This window comes from Neisseria sp. HMSC073G10 (genome assembly GCF_001812605.1).
Classification (GTDB): domain Bacteria; phylum Pseudomonadota; class Gammaproteobacteria; order Burkholderiales; family Neisseriaceae; genus Neisseria; species Neisseria subflava_A.
This window is the reverse complement of the sequence record NZ_KV809535.1, coordinates 37,576-50,395: the sequence shown is the minus strand read 5'-3', so window position 1 is coordinate 50,395 and position 12,820 is coordinate 37,576. Positions and strand designations below refer to the sequence as shown.

Genomic DNA, 12,820 nt, shown 5'->3' with positions numbered 1-12,820 from the left:
GTTTCAGACGGCCTCCGCCCACTTCGGACGACATGCCAATATTTCCCTATAAACCGGACAGGTTTCCACATGCGCGCCGGGCAGGTAGCCGGTACTCATCAGAAATTCGCCGACGATTTCGCCACCGACAAATTTAAAATGTTTTTTAAACAGCTTCACCCATTCAGCCTTGTCGAGCGGATGGTTCGCATCCAGCCAGTTTTTGAATGAGCCGTATTCTTGCTGTATTTGTTTGATTTGTCGCGCATTGTAGATGGCTGCGTTGATTTTCAGGCGGTTGCGGACGATGCCTGCATCGGCAAGCAGTCGCTCAATATCGGCTTCGTCAAATGCGGCGACCGTATCGATGTCAAAACCTTTAAATGCCGTCTGAAATGCCTGCTGCTTCTTCAGCATCAGCGTCCAGCTCAATCCTGCCTGATTGATTTCCAACACCAGTCGCTCAAACAATTCATTGTCGTCCTCAATCGGAAAACCGTATTGCGCGTCGTGATAATGTTTGTTGGGATTGTCCGTATCGTCAGGAAGCGTGTCGACAAATTCGCAGTAATTCATGTTTGCTGAGGAAAAATTGAAACAAAGGCCGTCTGAAAGCATTTTTCAGACGACCTAAGACCTGCAATATCAAACAGATGAAAAACCTGTTTGGATGTTTGCAAAAATCAAGCTACTTCGCCTGCGTATTGTTCGGCAGTCAGCAGACCGTCGTAATCGGCAGGGTTGGCAGGTTTGATTTTGAAGAACCAGCCTGCGCCGTAAGGGTCGCTGTTGGCAGTTTCCGGAGCGCTTGGCAAATCTTCGTTGACGGCAACGACTTCGCCTGCAATCGGCGCGTACACGTCAGATGCGGCTTTTACAGACTCAACCACACCGGCTTGCTCTTCGGCAGCCAGGTTTGCGCCGACTTCAGGCAGCTCGACAAACACGATATCGCCCAACAGCTCTTGCGCGTGATGGGTAATGCCGACGGTGATGGTACCGTCTTCTTCAAGGCGCAGCCATTCGTGGCTGGCAACGTATTTCAGTTCTGCTGGGATGTTGCTCATGGTTTGATACTCCATTGATAGGGGGTTATTTTCAGACGGCATCTGCATGAATCAATATCCACAGATGCCTTGTTCGATGCTTTCTACAAACGTCCGTATCGGACGACAATTAAAACCTGCTTTCAGACGGCCTTAATTCAAATAAAGGCCGTCTGAACCGATATTAATCAAACTGTTTTTGACCGTTGCGGACAAACGGCAGCTTCAGTACGCGTACGTCCACTTCTTTGCCACGCATCAGCACTTTGGCGGTATCGCCGTCAAAGTCTTTCGGTACGCGTGCGATGGCGATGGATTGTTTCAGGCTTGGAGAAAATACGCCACTAGTGGTTTCGCCTTGGCCTTTGTCGGTCAACACTTCCATATGCGCGCGCAGGATGCCGCCTTTTTCGAGCAACAGACCGACCTGTTTCACGGCAACGCCTTTTTCTTTCAATGCCAGCAAGGCGGCTTTACCGACGAAATCGCGGCTTTCGTCTTTCAAGTCAACGGTCCAACCCATGCCTGCTTCAAGCGGGCTGGTTTCGTCGTCCATATCGTTGCCGTAAAGGTTCATACCGGCTTCCATGCGCAGGGTGTCGCGTGCGCCGAGGCCGCAAGGCTGTACGCCTGCTGCTTGCAGGGCTTTGAAGAATGCGACGGCTTCGGTACCCGGCAGAATCACTTCGACGCCGTCTTCGCCGGTATAGCCTGTACGGGCGACAAACCAGTCGTTGCCCAAGTCTGCACCTTGGAACGGTTTGAGGCCGTGAATCACGTCCGCCCATTCAGGTTTGACGGTCAGGAGTTTTTCGATGGCTTTAGGACCTTGTACGGCGAGCATGCCAAGGTCGTAGCGCGGATTGAAGGCAACGCCGAACTCTTGTCCGACTTTGTGGAATTGCGCCGTGTCTTTTTCGCGGGTCGCGCCGTTGGACACGATGCGGTATTGGGTTTCGGCTTCGTTGGTGCGGTAAACGATCAAATCGTCAATCACGCCGCCGTTGTCGTTGAGCAAAGCGGAATAAAGGGCTTTGCCGACAAAAGCGAGTTTGGCGACATCGTTGGCAATCAATTTGCGGAAAAAGGCTTTGGCATTTGCGCCTGCTACGTCGGTAACGAGCATATGGGATACGTCAAACATACCGGCATCGGTGCGCACGGCTTCGTGTTCGGCGATTTGTGAACCATAATGGATGGGCAGCTCCCAGCCGGCAAAATCTACCAGCTTCGCGCCTGCATCTTGATGGGCTTGATGAAATGGGGTGGTTTTCAGAGCAGTCATTCTCAAGTTTCTCCGGATTTTTTGTTCAGATGCCGCCCGCGCACCTGTGCGCGGATGACCCTATCTGTCCTTGAACCTGAGATTTTCGGCCGTATCCGCATGATGGCAAACCAGTCTGCTCACTGCTTTGCGCGGTTGTCTGAATGGTGGTTCAGACGGCCTTCTCCCCTTCGGTGGACGTTATTCCAACGCCGCTCTCCAGATTGTTTGTTTCAATGTGCAGTCCCTGATACCTGAGCGATTTAAGGGTGTCTGCGCCTTCGGTGGCCACATGTAGTTGGATGTAGCTCTCTCCTGCACATTTCTCGATTATGGCTTGAATCGGCGGTTTGGGCAAGTGGCCGACGAATATTTATGATGTGAATATTCATCTTTTTATCAAAACGGCCGACCGCAAACCTTTGCTAAATTGCCGGATATGCGGCAAACATTTTTGCAAAAGTCTCAGGCCGTCTGAAGCCCTTACCCGTTTTTCCTATATAATTCTGTTTTTTCGATTTATCCGCGCCCACTATGAACCGCCTCAAACGCATCAAAACCATCCTCTGCACGCTCTACCGCTACCGCCTCGCCGAGCTGATTGCCTCGCTGGTCCGTCCGGGTTGGGCGCGGACTTTTCTCAATATGCTGCCGCAGTCGTCCAAGTTCAAACACGAGACGCCTGCCGTGCGCCTGCGTCTGGCTTTGGAAAGCCTGGGGCCGATTTTCATCAAATTCGGACAGGTATTGTCCACGCGCCCCGATTTGATTCCGCATGATTACGCGGTCGAACTGGCCAGGCTGCAAGACAAAGTGCCGCCGTTTGACGCGCAGCTTTCGCGCTCGCAAATCGAAAAATCTTTGGGTCAATCCATCGACACTTTATACGCGGAATTTGAAACCGAACCTGTCGCCAGCGCGTCCATCGCCCAGGTACACAAAGCACGCCTGCATTCTGGCGAACAGGTCGCAGTGAAAGTCTTGCGCCCCAACCTTCTGCCCGTTATCGAACAGGATTTGTCGCTGATGCGCTTTGGTGCAGGCTGGGTGGAACGTTTGTTTTCAGACGGCAAGCGTTTGAAGCCGCGCGAAGTGGTGGCCGAATTTGACAAATACCTGCACGACGAATTGGACTTAATGCGCGAAGCCGCCAATGCCAGCCAGCTCGGACGCAATTTCCAAAACAGCGATATGCTGATTGTGCCGAAGGTGTTTTACGACTACTGCACCAGCGACGTGCTGACCATCGAATGGATGGACGGCACGCCGGTATCCGATATTGCCAAACTCAAAGCAGACGGCATTGATTTGCACAAACTCGCCGATTACGGCGTGGAAATCTTCTTCACGCAAGTTTTCCGCGACGGCTTTTTCCATGCCGATATGCACCCCGGCAATATTTTGGTCGCCGCCGACAACCGCTACATCGCCCTCGATTTCGGCATCGTCGGCACGCTGACCGATTACGACAAACGCTATCTCGCCATCAACTTCCTCGCCTTCTTCAACCGCGATTACCACCGCGTCGCCACCGCCCACATCGAATCGGGCTGGGTGCCTGCCGACACGCGTGCGGAAGAATTGGAAGCCGCCGTCCGCGCCGTGTGCGAACCGGTGTTCAACAAACCGATTTCGCAAATTTCCTTCGGCTTGGTGCTGATGCGCCTGTTTGAAGTCAGTCGCCGCTTCAATGTCGAAATCCAACCGCAGCTGGTATTGCTGCAAAAAACGCTGCTCAACATCGAAGGCTTGGGCCGCCAGCTTGATCCCGATTTGGACTTGTGGAAAACCGCCAAACCGTTTTTGGTGCGTTGGATGAACGAACAGGTCGGCCCCAAAGCCCTTTGGCGCAACCTCAAAAACGAAGCCCCCGACTGGGCGCAAATCATCCCTTCCCTGCCGCGCAAAATCAGCGCGCTGGTTGATGAAAACCGCCAGCAGGAAATGCGCGATGCCTATGTGCATTTGGTCAAAGTACAGCAACGCCAAAGCCTTTGGTTGGCTGTGATTGCGGTTGTTTTGCTGCTGATTTTGCTGTTTAAGTAAACCGTAATACAACTTTAAACGACATATAAAAGGCCGTCTGAAATTTAGTTTTCAGACGGCCTTTTATATGCCGATCTATTCTTTTTTCTCGTGTTGGACATGTCCGCTTTCGGCTTCGATATGCCGTCTGAAGCGCAAACCTGCGGCGTGGTAAAACGGATGCGGCGAGAATTGGCGCGAGACTTGCGAAGCGAAGATGCAAGTCAGCAGCATCCAAAACAGTAAATTCTGTCCGCCTGTCATTTCCATTACCACCACGGCGGCGGTCAACGGCGATTGGGTTGCGGCGGCAAGGAACGCGGCCATGCAGAGCAAAACCGCGACATTGGACGCGTCGCCCAGTTGCGCGAAAGAAGCCATGTGTTCGCCTATCATCGCACCGATGGTTAACGATGGCGTGAAAATACCGCCGGGAATCCCTGCCCAGTAGCTGAACACGGTTGCCGCCCATTTTGCGGCTGCCAAGCCGATTGGTGCTTCATACGCGCCTTTGAGTGCGGCGGCGGCTTCGTGATAGCCCGTGCCATAGGTTTTGCCTTGATAAAACGTACCGAGCAGCGCCAGCAAAATGCCCATTACAAAGGCGACCACCAATAAATGACGGCGGATGAAACTGCGCCAGCGCACCGGTGCGAATGCCGCCGCGCCGCGATACAAAAAGCTGCCGAACAATCCACCAGCCACACCGCAAACGATGCCCGACACTGCGGCCCACATCAGCATATTTGGCAGCTCGTGTCCTTGAAACCCTGAAAAATACGGGTTGTTGCCCTGTATCGCCACTTGAATGAAACCGGCCGCCAACACGCCCATCAGGATTTGGCGTTCCCAACGCAAAATCACGCCGCGCCCCAATTCTTCGATGGCAAACACCACGCCGGCCAAAGGCGCGTTAAACGCCGCCGCCAAACCGCCAGCTGCACCTGCGGCAATCAAATCGTTTTCCTGCATACCCCTAAACGCCAGCCCGTGCTTTTTACACCACGCGCCCCAAGCGTTCATGACCGCCGCACCCACTTGTACAGACGGCCCTTCCCTACCGATCGACGCCCCCAAAATCATGCCCAAAAACGTCAGCGGAATCTTAAAAAAGGTTTCGCCCAGACGAATCAGACGGGTTTTCTGCGCACCATACGGCAAAGACAACGAAGCGATGACCTGCGGAATACCGCTGCCGGAAGTGTACGGCGCAAATTTGCGCGTAAACCACGCCAAAAGCGGCAAGCCCAGCGGCAAGGCCACCCACGCAAACCACGGATATTTGCCCGCCAGCAAAGCATTCCATTCCAAAGCCAAATCCGCCAAACGCGCAAACAGCAAAGCCGTCAGGGCAACCAGTGCCGAGCCTGCCAGCAAAAACAAAAAGGCAATGCTCTTTTTCGACAGGCGTTTGGTTTGGCGGATTTTGTGGGCGAGGCGCGCCGCCCAAGTCTGGGGAAATTTCATCATAAACACGCAGTCAATGTGTTCAGACGGCCTTGATACTTTTCTCAAAGGCCGTCTGAAAACAAGGATAAAAGTTTTTAAGAACGGTAATCCGCGTTAATCGACACATATTCGTGCGACAAATCGCAGGTATAAACAGCCGCCGTCGTATCGCCGCGTTGCAAATCGATGCGGACGGTGATTTCCGGACGGTTCATCACGGCTTGCCCTGCCTCTTCGGTATAGCTTTCCGCACGGCCGCCGTTTTCGGCCACCAACACGTCATCCAGCCACATTTTCAAAGCATCGACATCCAAGTCTTCAATACCGGCATAGCCGACGGCGGCCAACAGACGGCCCAAGTTCGGGTCGGAGGCAAAGAAAGCGGTTTTCACCAAAGGCGAATGGGCGACGGCATAAGCCACTTTGCGCGCCTCTTCGCGGTTTTTTGCGTTTTGCACTTCAATCGTGATGAACTTGGTCGCACCCTCGCCATCACGGACAATCGCCTGCGCCAATTCCAAAGCCAACGAACCGAGCAAGGCTTTGAGCTGCGCATAGCGCGGATCGGCGGTATTGTCGATTTCGCTCTGACCGCAACGGCCTGTCGCCATAATCACGAAGCTGTCGTTGGTGCTGGTATCGCCGTCCACGGTAATCGTATTGAAACTTTCGTCTGCGATTTCTTGCGTCATCAGCTGTAAAATCGGCTGGGACACTTTGGCATCGGTGGCGATAAACGACAACATGGTCGCCATGTTCGGATGAATCATGCCCGAACCTTTGGCGATGCCGGTGGCGCGGACTGTGTGTTTCTCGCCGACCAAGCCTTGGCGCGAAGCGGCTTTCGGTACAGTGTCCGTCGTCATGATGGCACGCGCCGCGTCCGACCAGAATGCAGGGCGCACTTGCGGCAAAGCGGCCACGATTTTATCCACAGGCAGCGGCTCCAAAATCACGCCGGTCGAAAACGGCATCACCTGATTGGATTGGCAGCCAACCTGTTCCGCCACGGCCGCACACACTTTAATCGCGTCCAGACGGCCTTGTGCGCCGGTACCCGCATTGGCATTGCCCGTATTAACGACCAAGGCACACACGCCGTCTTGGTCAAACAGGTGCGACTTGGCGATATGCACCGGCGCGGCGCAGAAACGGTTTTGCGTAAACACCGCACCCACCGTATGGCCGCCGCCCAACACCATCAGCGTCAAATCGTCGCGGTCTTGTTGCTTGATGCCGGCACGACCCGTAAACAAACGGATGCCGTCGATTTCCAACAATTCATCTGCACGTTTTTCAGTCAAATTTACAGCCATATCATTTTCTCCTGTTTTACACTGTTTTCAGACGGCCTAAACGCTATACGCCCAATAAGGGAATCAAGATAGGCACCAATACCGCCGTCAATACGCCGTTGAGCGTCAAGCCCAAACCGGCATAGGCGGCCATACGGCGGCCGTATTCCAAAGACGCCGCAATCCCCATCGCATGGGAGGCCGTCCCTAAAGACATCCCCACTGAAGAAGGCATGTACAACGCCCCTTTCAACACTTTATATCCGGCCATCTGTCCAAAAAGTCCGGCGATAATCACCGTTGCCGCCGTAATCGCCGGAATACCGCCGATAGACGCCGTGATTTCAATCGCAATCGGATTCGTCACGGATTTAGAAGCCAGCGACAGAATCACTTCGCGCGAAGCGCCCAGCCATTTGGCAAAATACACGCCCGTAACAATACCTGTTACGCTGCCCGCCAACTGCGACAACACCACCGGCAACCACTGGCTGCGGATACGGTCCCAATTTCGATAAAGCGGCACGGCCAACAATACGACCGCCGGTTTCAACCAAAAATCGATAAACTGCGCCGCATCGTGATACAGCTCGTAATCAATGGCAAATACCTTCAAATACCCCATCAACACCAGCGTACTGATCAATACCGGATTGCACAAAACGTTTCCCGTGCGCACCCGAATCTGCACCGCCAAAGCATAAACGGCCAAAGTCAGAAACAGCATAAACACGGGCATACGCAACAAATTGTCGATACCGCCCATCACATCAGCCTCCTGACCCACTCATGCACTTTGCCCGTGACCAACAACACACACACCGTACTGGCGATGGTGGCCGTCAAAATCGAAAACCAGTCGTTTGCAATCACATCCAAATAGCTGATGACGGCCACGCAAGGCGGCACCAAAAACAAAGTCAGGTTCGCCATCAAAATGTCCGCCAGCTCTTCCACCCAAGACAATTTGACCCAGCCGGCCTGAAGCGCGGCAAACAGCAAACCCATGCCGACAATGCTGCCCGGCAGCTTCAACCCCAAAATCCAAACGGCCGCCTCGCCCAAAGTCAGGCAACCCAATACCACCAATAAGGCGCGAATAATATTCATTAAGCCGGTTTCTCCCTATCTTTTTCAGACGGCCTCAAAAAATTTATTAATCATTGAATCATATCGTGTCACAGGCCGTCTGAAAAGGGAAGAAACGCCTTCTTTCAAGTTTAATGAAAGATAAGCATGATTGCTCCGGCGGATTGGCTTCGGAGCATTGAAACCCTTGCCCTGCTTTTGTCTTTAACGGCCGCCGCAAACCGGACAGTCGGGATTGCGCCTCACCCCGTATTGCCGCCATTGTCCGCTCAATGCGTTGTAGGTGGAAAGTTTGCCGTGCGACGGCGTGCCGATACCGAGCAGCACTTTGAGCGCTTCGGCGGCTTGGGTCGTTCCGATAACGCCGACCAAGGGCGAAAAAACGCCGAACAATGCACAAGCGCCGTCGTCGGCTTGTTCGCCGTCAAACAGGCAGGCATAACAAGGCGTATCGGGAAGGTCGGGGCGGTACACGGCGATTTGTCCGTCAAAGCGGACGGCCGCGGCGGAAACCAAAGGCGTGCGCGTGGCAACGGCGGCGCGGTTGACCGCCTGGCGCGTGGGATAGTTGTCGGAACAATCGAGGATGATGTCGGCGGCGTTTGCCAATTCGACCAGCTTGGCCTCATCGAGAAATTCGGCAATGGCGGTAATGTGTGTTTGGCTGTTGATCTGTTTCAGACGGCCTTGCATCACCAAAGCCTTGTTTTTGCCGATGTCGGCTTCGGTAAACGTGATTTGGCGTTGAAGGTTGGTCTCGTCGATGGTATCGGCATCGGCAATCGTCAGGCGGCCGATACCGGCGGCGGCAAGATACGGCAAGGCCGCCGCACCCAGCCCGCCGCAACCGACAACGAGCGCATGGGCGGCCAAGAGTTTTTCTTGGCCTTCGATACCGATTTCATCCAGCAGGATATGGCGGCTGAACCGCAAAAGTTGTTGATCGTTCATCATAACAATAAGGCCGTCTGAAACCCAATGTTCAGACGGCCTGAGTGGTTTAGAAATTGATATTTTCGTAGGCGTTGTCAAACAGGAAAGGACGGCCTTCGCTGCTGGTTTCGGATTCGAGGCGAATGCCGCTGAGCATCATATTGCGGTCAACGTCTTTCATCATGTCGTAAACGCTCAAGAGTGCCAGATTGAGGCCGGTCAGGGCTTCGGTGGCAATGCTGCCGTTGCTGTGCGCTTGGACGGTCAATGTGGCTTTCAGGCAGGCCAGCTCGACGTTAATATCGAAATCAACCTGCACGCCGATGATGCGGCCGGGCAGGTGCAGCGGAATCAGGTTGCCGCTTTGTTTGATGTTTTGAATGGCGGCAACGCGGGCGATGGTCAGGATGCTTGCCTTTTCGGTTGCATTCTCTATCAACACCCGTACCGCCTGCTGGCTCATGTTGATGGTGCCGACGGCGACGGCAGTGTGTTGCTCAGGAAAATCAGGCTGGTTGGGGAATTCGATCATGGGGTTCTCGCCTCTGTTTTGATGGACAATATTTTACGGCATTTTACAGACAGCGACCACGCGGCGGATACGGACGGCTGTTTTCTGGTTTGAAATGTATCGGACGGCAGCATTGGCAGTTTACAAAAATTTGCTATACAATGGATTGGGGACAAACCCAAATTAACATTTAAATAAGAGAAAAATCATGCAACTGCATATCTTAAACAATCCTAAAGATGCCGCTCTGGCGGCGGATGCGGAATTTTTAAAACAGTCTCTTTTCAATCTGCTGCATGAGGAAGCGTCGCCTTTGGTGGTCGAAACCGTTAAGTTATTATCGACTTCAGACGACAGCGCTGCCTTGATTGAAAAGGTGTTGCCGCAATTAGATGAACAACAAACCCACGATTTAACCCTGGCCTGCGGCCTGTTCGCACAGATTTTGAACATCGCCGAAGACGTGCACCACGAACGCCGCCGCCAAATCCACGAAGAGGCCGGACACAACAGTGCCGAAGGCAGCCTGACGGAAACCGTGCGCAAGCTCAAAGCCGGAAAAGTCAACGGCAAAGCGTTGCAACAACAACTGGACAATACAGTCGTTACCGCCGTTTTGACTGCGCACCCGACCGAAGTGCAACGCCAAACCGTCTTGAGCTTCAACCGCCGTATCCGCGCGCTGCTGCCGCAACGCGAACGCTGCACCAATCCTGATGCACTGGCTCAGTTGCGCCGCGAAATCGACACCGTGCTTTTGGGCTTGTGGCAGACCAGCGAAACGCGCCGCCACAAACTCAGCGTCAACGACGAGATCAACAACGGTGTATCCATCTTCCCGATGAGCTTCTTTGAAGCCCTGCCCAAACTCTACCGCACAATGGAACGCGATTTTCAGACGGCCTATCCCGGCGTCCGCGTTCCGAATATCCTTAAAATCGGCGGCTGGATCGGCGGCGACCGCGACGGCAACCCGTTTGTTTCTGCTGAAACCTTGCGTTTTGCGTTCAGACGGCATGCCGATGCAGTGTTCCGCTTCTATCGTGGCGAACTCGACAAACTCTACCGTGAATTGCCGCTCTCCATCCGCCGCGTCAAAGTCAACGACGACGTAATGGCACTGGCCGCCCTCTCGCCTGACGAAGAAATCGCCCGCACCGAAGAACCCTACCGCCGCGCCATCGCCTACATCATGGCACGCGCCATGGGCAAGGCACGCTCACTCGGTTTGGGCATGGGCTGCAAATTCGGCTTCCTCGAGCCTTATGCCACGGTCGAAGAGTTCCTCAACGACCTGAAAAAACTGCAACGCTCGCTCCACGAAAACGGCAGCCAACTGCTGGCAGAAGGCCGTCTGTCCGACATTATCCGCAGCGTGTCCGTGTTCGGCTTCCACATGATGCCGCTCGACCTGCGCCAACACGCAGGCAAACACGCCGATGTGGTTGCCGAGCTTTTCCAACACGCAGGCTTGGAAGACTACAACAGCCTGAACGAAGAGCAAAAACAAACCGCCCTGTTGCGCGAATTGAGCCATCAACGTCCGCTGTACAGCCCGTTCATCACATACAGCGACCATACCCGCCACGAACTGGCAATTTTCAACGAAGCGCGCAAAATCAAAGACGAATTTGGCGAAGATGCCGTTACACAAAGCATTATTTCCAACTGCGAACAACCCAGCGACCTGCTCGCCTTGGCATTGCTGCTGAAAGAAAGCGGCCTGTTGGTGGTTGAAAACGGCAAACCGCACAGCCGCATCAATATCGTGCCTCTGTTTGAAACCATCGAAGCGCTCGAAAATGCCTGTCCGGTCATGGAAACCATGTTCCGCCTCGACTGGTATGACGCCCTGCTCGAAAGCCGCGGCAATATCCAAGAAATCATGCTGGGCTACTCCGACTCCAACAAAGACGGCGGCTACGTTACCAGCTCATGGTGTCTGTATCAGGCAGAGTTGGGCTTGGTCGAACTCTTCAAAAAATACGATGTCCGCATGCGCCTGTTCCACGGCCGCGGCGGCAGCGTAGGTCGCGGCGGCGGCCCTTCTTACCAAGCTATTTTGGCGCAACCTGCAGGCAGCGTTGCCGGACAAATCCGTATTACCGAGCAAGGCGAAGTCATTACCGCCAAATATGCCGACCCGGGCAATGCCCAACGCAACTTGGAAACCTTGGTTGCCGCGACGTTGGAAGCCAGCATCCTGCCGGATAAAAAAGACCCTGATGCCAAACTGATGCAGGACTTGTCGGACGTATCGTTCAAATACTACCGCGAACTGATTACCCACCCCGACTTCATCGACTACTTCCTGCAAACCAGCCCGATTCAGGAAATTGCCACCCTCAACCTCGGCAGCCGCCCCGCCAGCCGCAAAACCTTGGCGCGGATTCAAGACTTGCGTGCGATTCCGTGGGTATTCTCATGGATGCAAAACCGCCTCATGCTGCCGGCTTGGTACGGTTTCGGCAGCGCAGTGGAAACCTTGTGCGAAGGCAATCCCGACACACTGGCCGCCCTGCGCGAACATGCCCAAAGCAATCCGTTCTTCCAAGCCATGCTCTCCAATATGGAGCAAGTAATGGCAAAAACTGACATCACCTTGGCAGAAAACTATGCCGGCTTGAGCGAATCGCCAGATAAAGCAAAAGTCATCTTCGGCATGATTAAGGAAGAATACCAACGCAGCCGCAAAGCACTGCTCGACCTGTTGCAAACCGAAGAGCTCCTGCGCGACAACCGCAGCCTCGCCCGTTCGCTTGCCTTGAGGATTCCATATTTGAACGCCCTCAACGGCCTGCAAGTCGCCATGCTCAAACGCCTGCGCAAAGAGCCCGACAATCCTCACGCCCTGCTGATGGTTCACCTGACCATCAACGGCGTGGCGCAAGGTTTACGTAATACCGGTTAAGGCAGCACGGAAAAAGGCCGTCTGAAACAATTTTCAGACGGCCTTTAAACTAACTGCGAACCGCGGCAAAGTATTTACCCACAAACTCCATACTGTTTCTCAACCTGCTTGCCACTCTGACCCTATTTATTTAACTTACCCTGTATTTCAGACTATTTGGAGAAATAGCAGATAACCCTCTGCTAAATCAATATGTTCACTTAAGTATGGCAACTGCTTCAGCATGGTGGATGGTCGACCTACTGACACGCGGCACTACCCCATATCGCCGCACAATACGCTTTCAGACAACCCTGAGGCCGTCTGAAAAACAAAAAC

The 12,820-nt window shown here is 53.8% G+C and carries 11 protein-coding genes and 1 riboswitch; of the genes, 2 read left to right on the top strand and 9 right to left on the bottom strand.

The features are described 5' to 3' along the window. Positions 1 to 3 precede the first annotated feature (3 nt). The 3 genes from HMPREF2865_RS07710 to gcvT form a co-directional block, all read right to left on the bottom strand. On the bottom strand, positions 4 to 555 hold the full coding sequence (locus tag HMPREF2865_RS07710) for a DNA-3-methyladenine glycosylase I (RefSeq protein ID WP_070646631.1): 552 nt from the start codon (positions 553 to 555) through the stop codon (positions 4 to 6). Between the two features lie 107 nt (positions 556 to 662). Further along, the gene (gene gcvH / locus HMPREF2865_RS07705; protein ID WP_036492952.1) at positions 663 to 1,061 is read right to left on the bottom strand and encodes a glycine cleavage system protein GcvH; all 399 of its coding nucleotides are present in this window, start codon (positions 1,059 to 1,061) and stop codon (positions 663 to 665) included. 148 nt (positions 1,062 to 1,209) lie between these two features. Next, positions 1,210 to 2,310 (bottom strand): glycine cleavage system aminomethyltransferase GcvT, encoded by a 1,101-nt coding sequence (gcvT, locus tag HMPREF2865_RS07700; RefSeq protein ID WP_070646630.1) that lies wholly within the window; start codon positions 2,308 to 2,310, stop codon positions 1,210 to 1,212. 210 nt (positions 2,311 to 2,520) lie between these two features. Beyond that, a riboswitch (glycine riboswitch) is annotated at positions 2,521 to 2,617 on the bottom strand. Between the two features lie 206 nt (positions 2,618 to 2,823). Between gcvT and ubiB the strand changes: the two genes are divergently transcribed. Next, positions 2,824 to 4,335, top strand: coding sequence for a ubiquinone biosynthesis regulatory protein kinase UbiB (ubiB, locus tag HMPREF2865_RS07695; protein ID WP_070646629.1), 1,512 nt, complete (start codon positions 2,824 to 2,826; stop codon positions 4,333 to 4,335). Positions 4,336 to 4,410: 75 nt separating this feature from the next. On the opposite strand, the gene HMPREF2865_RS07690 is transcribed toward ubiB, so the two are convergent. From HMPREF2865_RS07690 to HMPREF2865_RS07665, 6 genes are all read right to left on the bottom strand, one after another. After that, on the bottom strand, positions 4,411 to 5,781 hold the full coding sequence (locus HMPREF2865_RS07690) for a chloride channel protein (RefSeq protein ID WP_083309585.1): 1,371 nt from the start codon (positions 5,779 to 5,781) through the stop codon (positions 4,411 to 4,413). A gap of 77 nt (positions 5,782 to 5,858) precedes the next feature. Next, a complete protein-coding gene (gene argJ / locus HMPREF2865_RS07685) occupies positions 5,859 to 7,079 on the bottom strand; it encodes a bifunctional glutamate N-acetyltransferase/amino-acid acetyltransferase ArgJ (protein ID WP_070646627.1) in 1,221 nt (406 codons plus the stop codon). Positions 7,080 to 7,122: 43 nt separating this feature from the next. Further along, the gene (locus HMPREF2865_RS07680; protein WP_141752535.1) at positions 7,123 to 7,815 is read right to left on the bottom strand and encodes an LrgB family protein; all 693 of its coding nucleotides are present in this window, start codon (positions 7,813 to 7,815) and stop codon (positions 7,123 to 7,125) included. 8 nt (positions 7,816 to 7,823) lie between these two features. Next, positions 7,824 to 8,168 (bottom strand): CidA/LrgA family protein, encoded by a 345-nt coding sequence (locus HMPREF2865_RS07675; RefSeq protein ID WP_049322516.1) that lies wholly within the window; start codon positions 8,166 to 8,168, stop codon positions 7,824 to 7,826. A 183-nt stretch (positions 8,169 to 8,351) separates the two neighbouring features. Further along, positions 8,352 to 9,098 carry a HesA/MoeB/ThiF family protein gene (locus HMPREF2865_RS07670; protein ID WP_210399359.1) on the bottom strand — a complete coding sequence of 249 codons (747 nt, stop codon included), beginning with the start codon at positions 9,096 to 9,098 and terminating at the stop codon, positions 8,352 to 8,354. Between the two features lie 49 nt (positions 9,099 to 9,147). After that, the gene (locus HMPREF2865_RS07665) at positions 9,148 to 9,612 is read right to left on the bottom strand and encodes a cyclic pyranopterin monophosphate synthase MoaC (protein ID WP_070646624.1); all 465 of its coding nucleotides are present in this window, start codon (positions 9,610 to 9,612) and stop codon (positions 9,148 to 9,150) included. Between the two features lie 187 nt (positions 9,613 to 9,799). Between HMPREF2865_RS07665 and ppc the strand changes: the two genes are divergently transcribed. Continuing rightward, complete coding sequence (gene ppc / locus HMPREF2865_RS07660) at positions 9,800 to 12,502, top strand: phosphoenolpyruvate carboxylase (RefSeq protein WP_070646623.1); 2,703 nt, start codon at positions 9,800 to 9,802, stop codon at positions 12,500 to 12,502. The last annotated feature ends 318 nt before the right edge of the window (positions 12,503 to 12,820 follow it).

Bases quoted from the DNA above. Each gene is read 5' to 3' on its own strand.
- HMPREF2865_RS07690 (WP_083309585.1), bottom strand. From the start codon at position 5,781: ATGAAATTTCCCCAGACTTGGGCGGCGCGCCTCGCCCACAAAATCCGC.
- argJ (WP_070646627.1), bottom strand. From the start codon at position 7,079: ATGGCTGTAAATTTGACTGAAAAACGTGCAGATGAATTGTTGGAAATC.
- ubiB (WP_070646629.1), top strand. From the start codon at position 2,824: ATGAACCGCCTCAAACGCATCAAAACCATCCTCTGCACGCTCTACCGC.
- HMPREF2865_RS07710 (WP_070646631.1), bottom strand. From the start codon at position 555: ATGAATTACTGCGAATTTGTCGACACGCTTCCTGACGATACGGACAAT.
- HMPREF2865_RS07670 (WP_210399359.1), bottom strand. From the start codon at position 9,098: ATGAACGATCAACAACTTTTGCGGTTCAGCCGCCATATCCTGCTGGAT.
- ppc (WP_070646623.1), top strand. From the start codon at position 9,800: ATGCAACTGCATATCTTAAACAATCCTAAAGATGCCGCTCTGGCGGCG.
- HMPREF2865_RS07665 (WP_070646624.1), bottom strand. From the start codon at position 9,612: ATGATCGAATTCCCCAACCAGCCTGATTTTCCTGAGCAACACACTGCC.
- gcvH (WP_036492952.1), bottom strand. From the start codon at position 1,061: ATGGAGTATCAAACCATGAGCAACATCCCAGCAGAACTGAAATACGTT.
- gcvT (WP_070646630.1), bottom strand. From the start codon at position 2,310: ATGACTGCTCTGAAAACCACCCCATTTCATCAAGCCCATCAAGATGCA.
- HMPREF2865_RS07675 (WP_049322516.1), bottom strand. From the start codon at position 8,168: ATGAATATTATTCGCGCCTTATTGGTGGTATTGGGTTGCCTGACTTTG.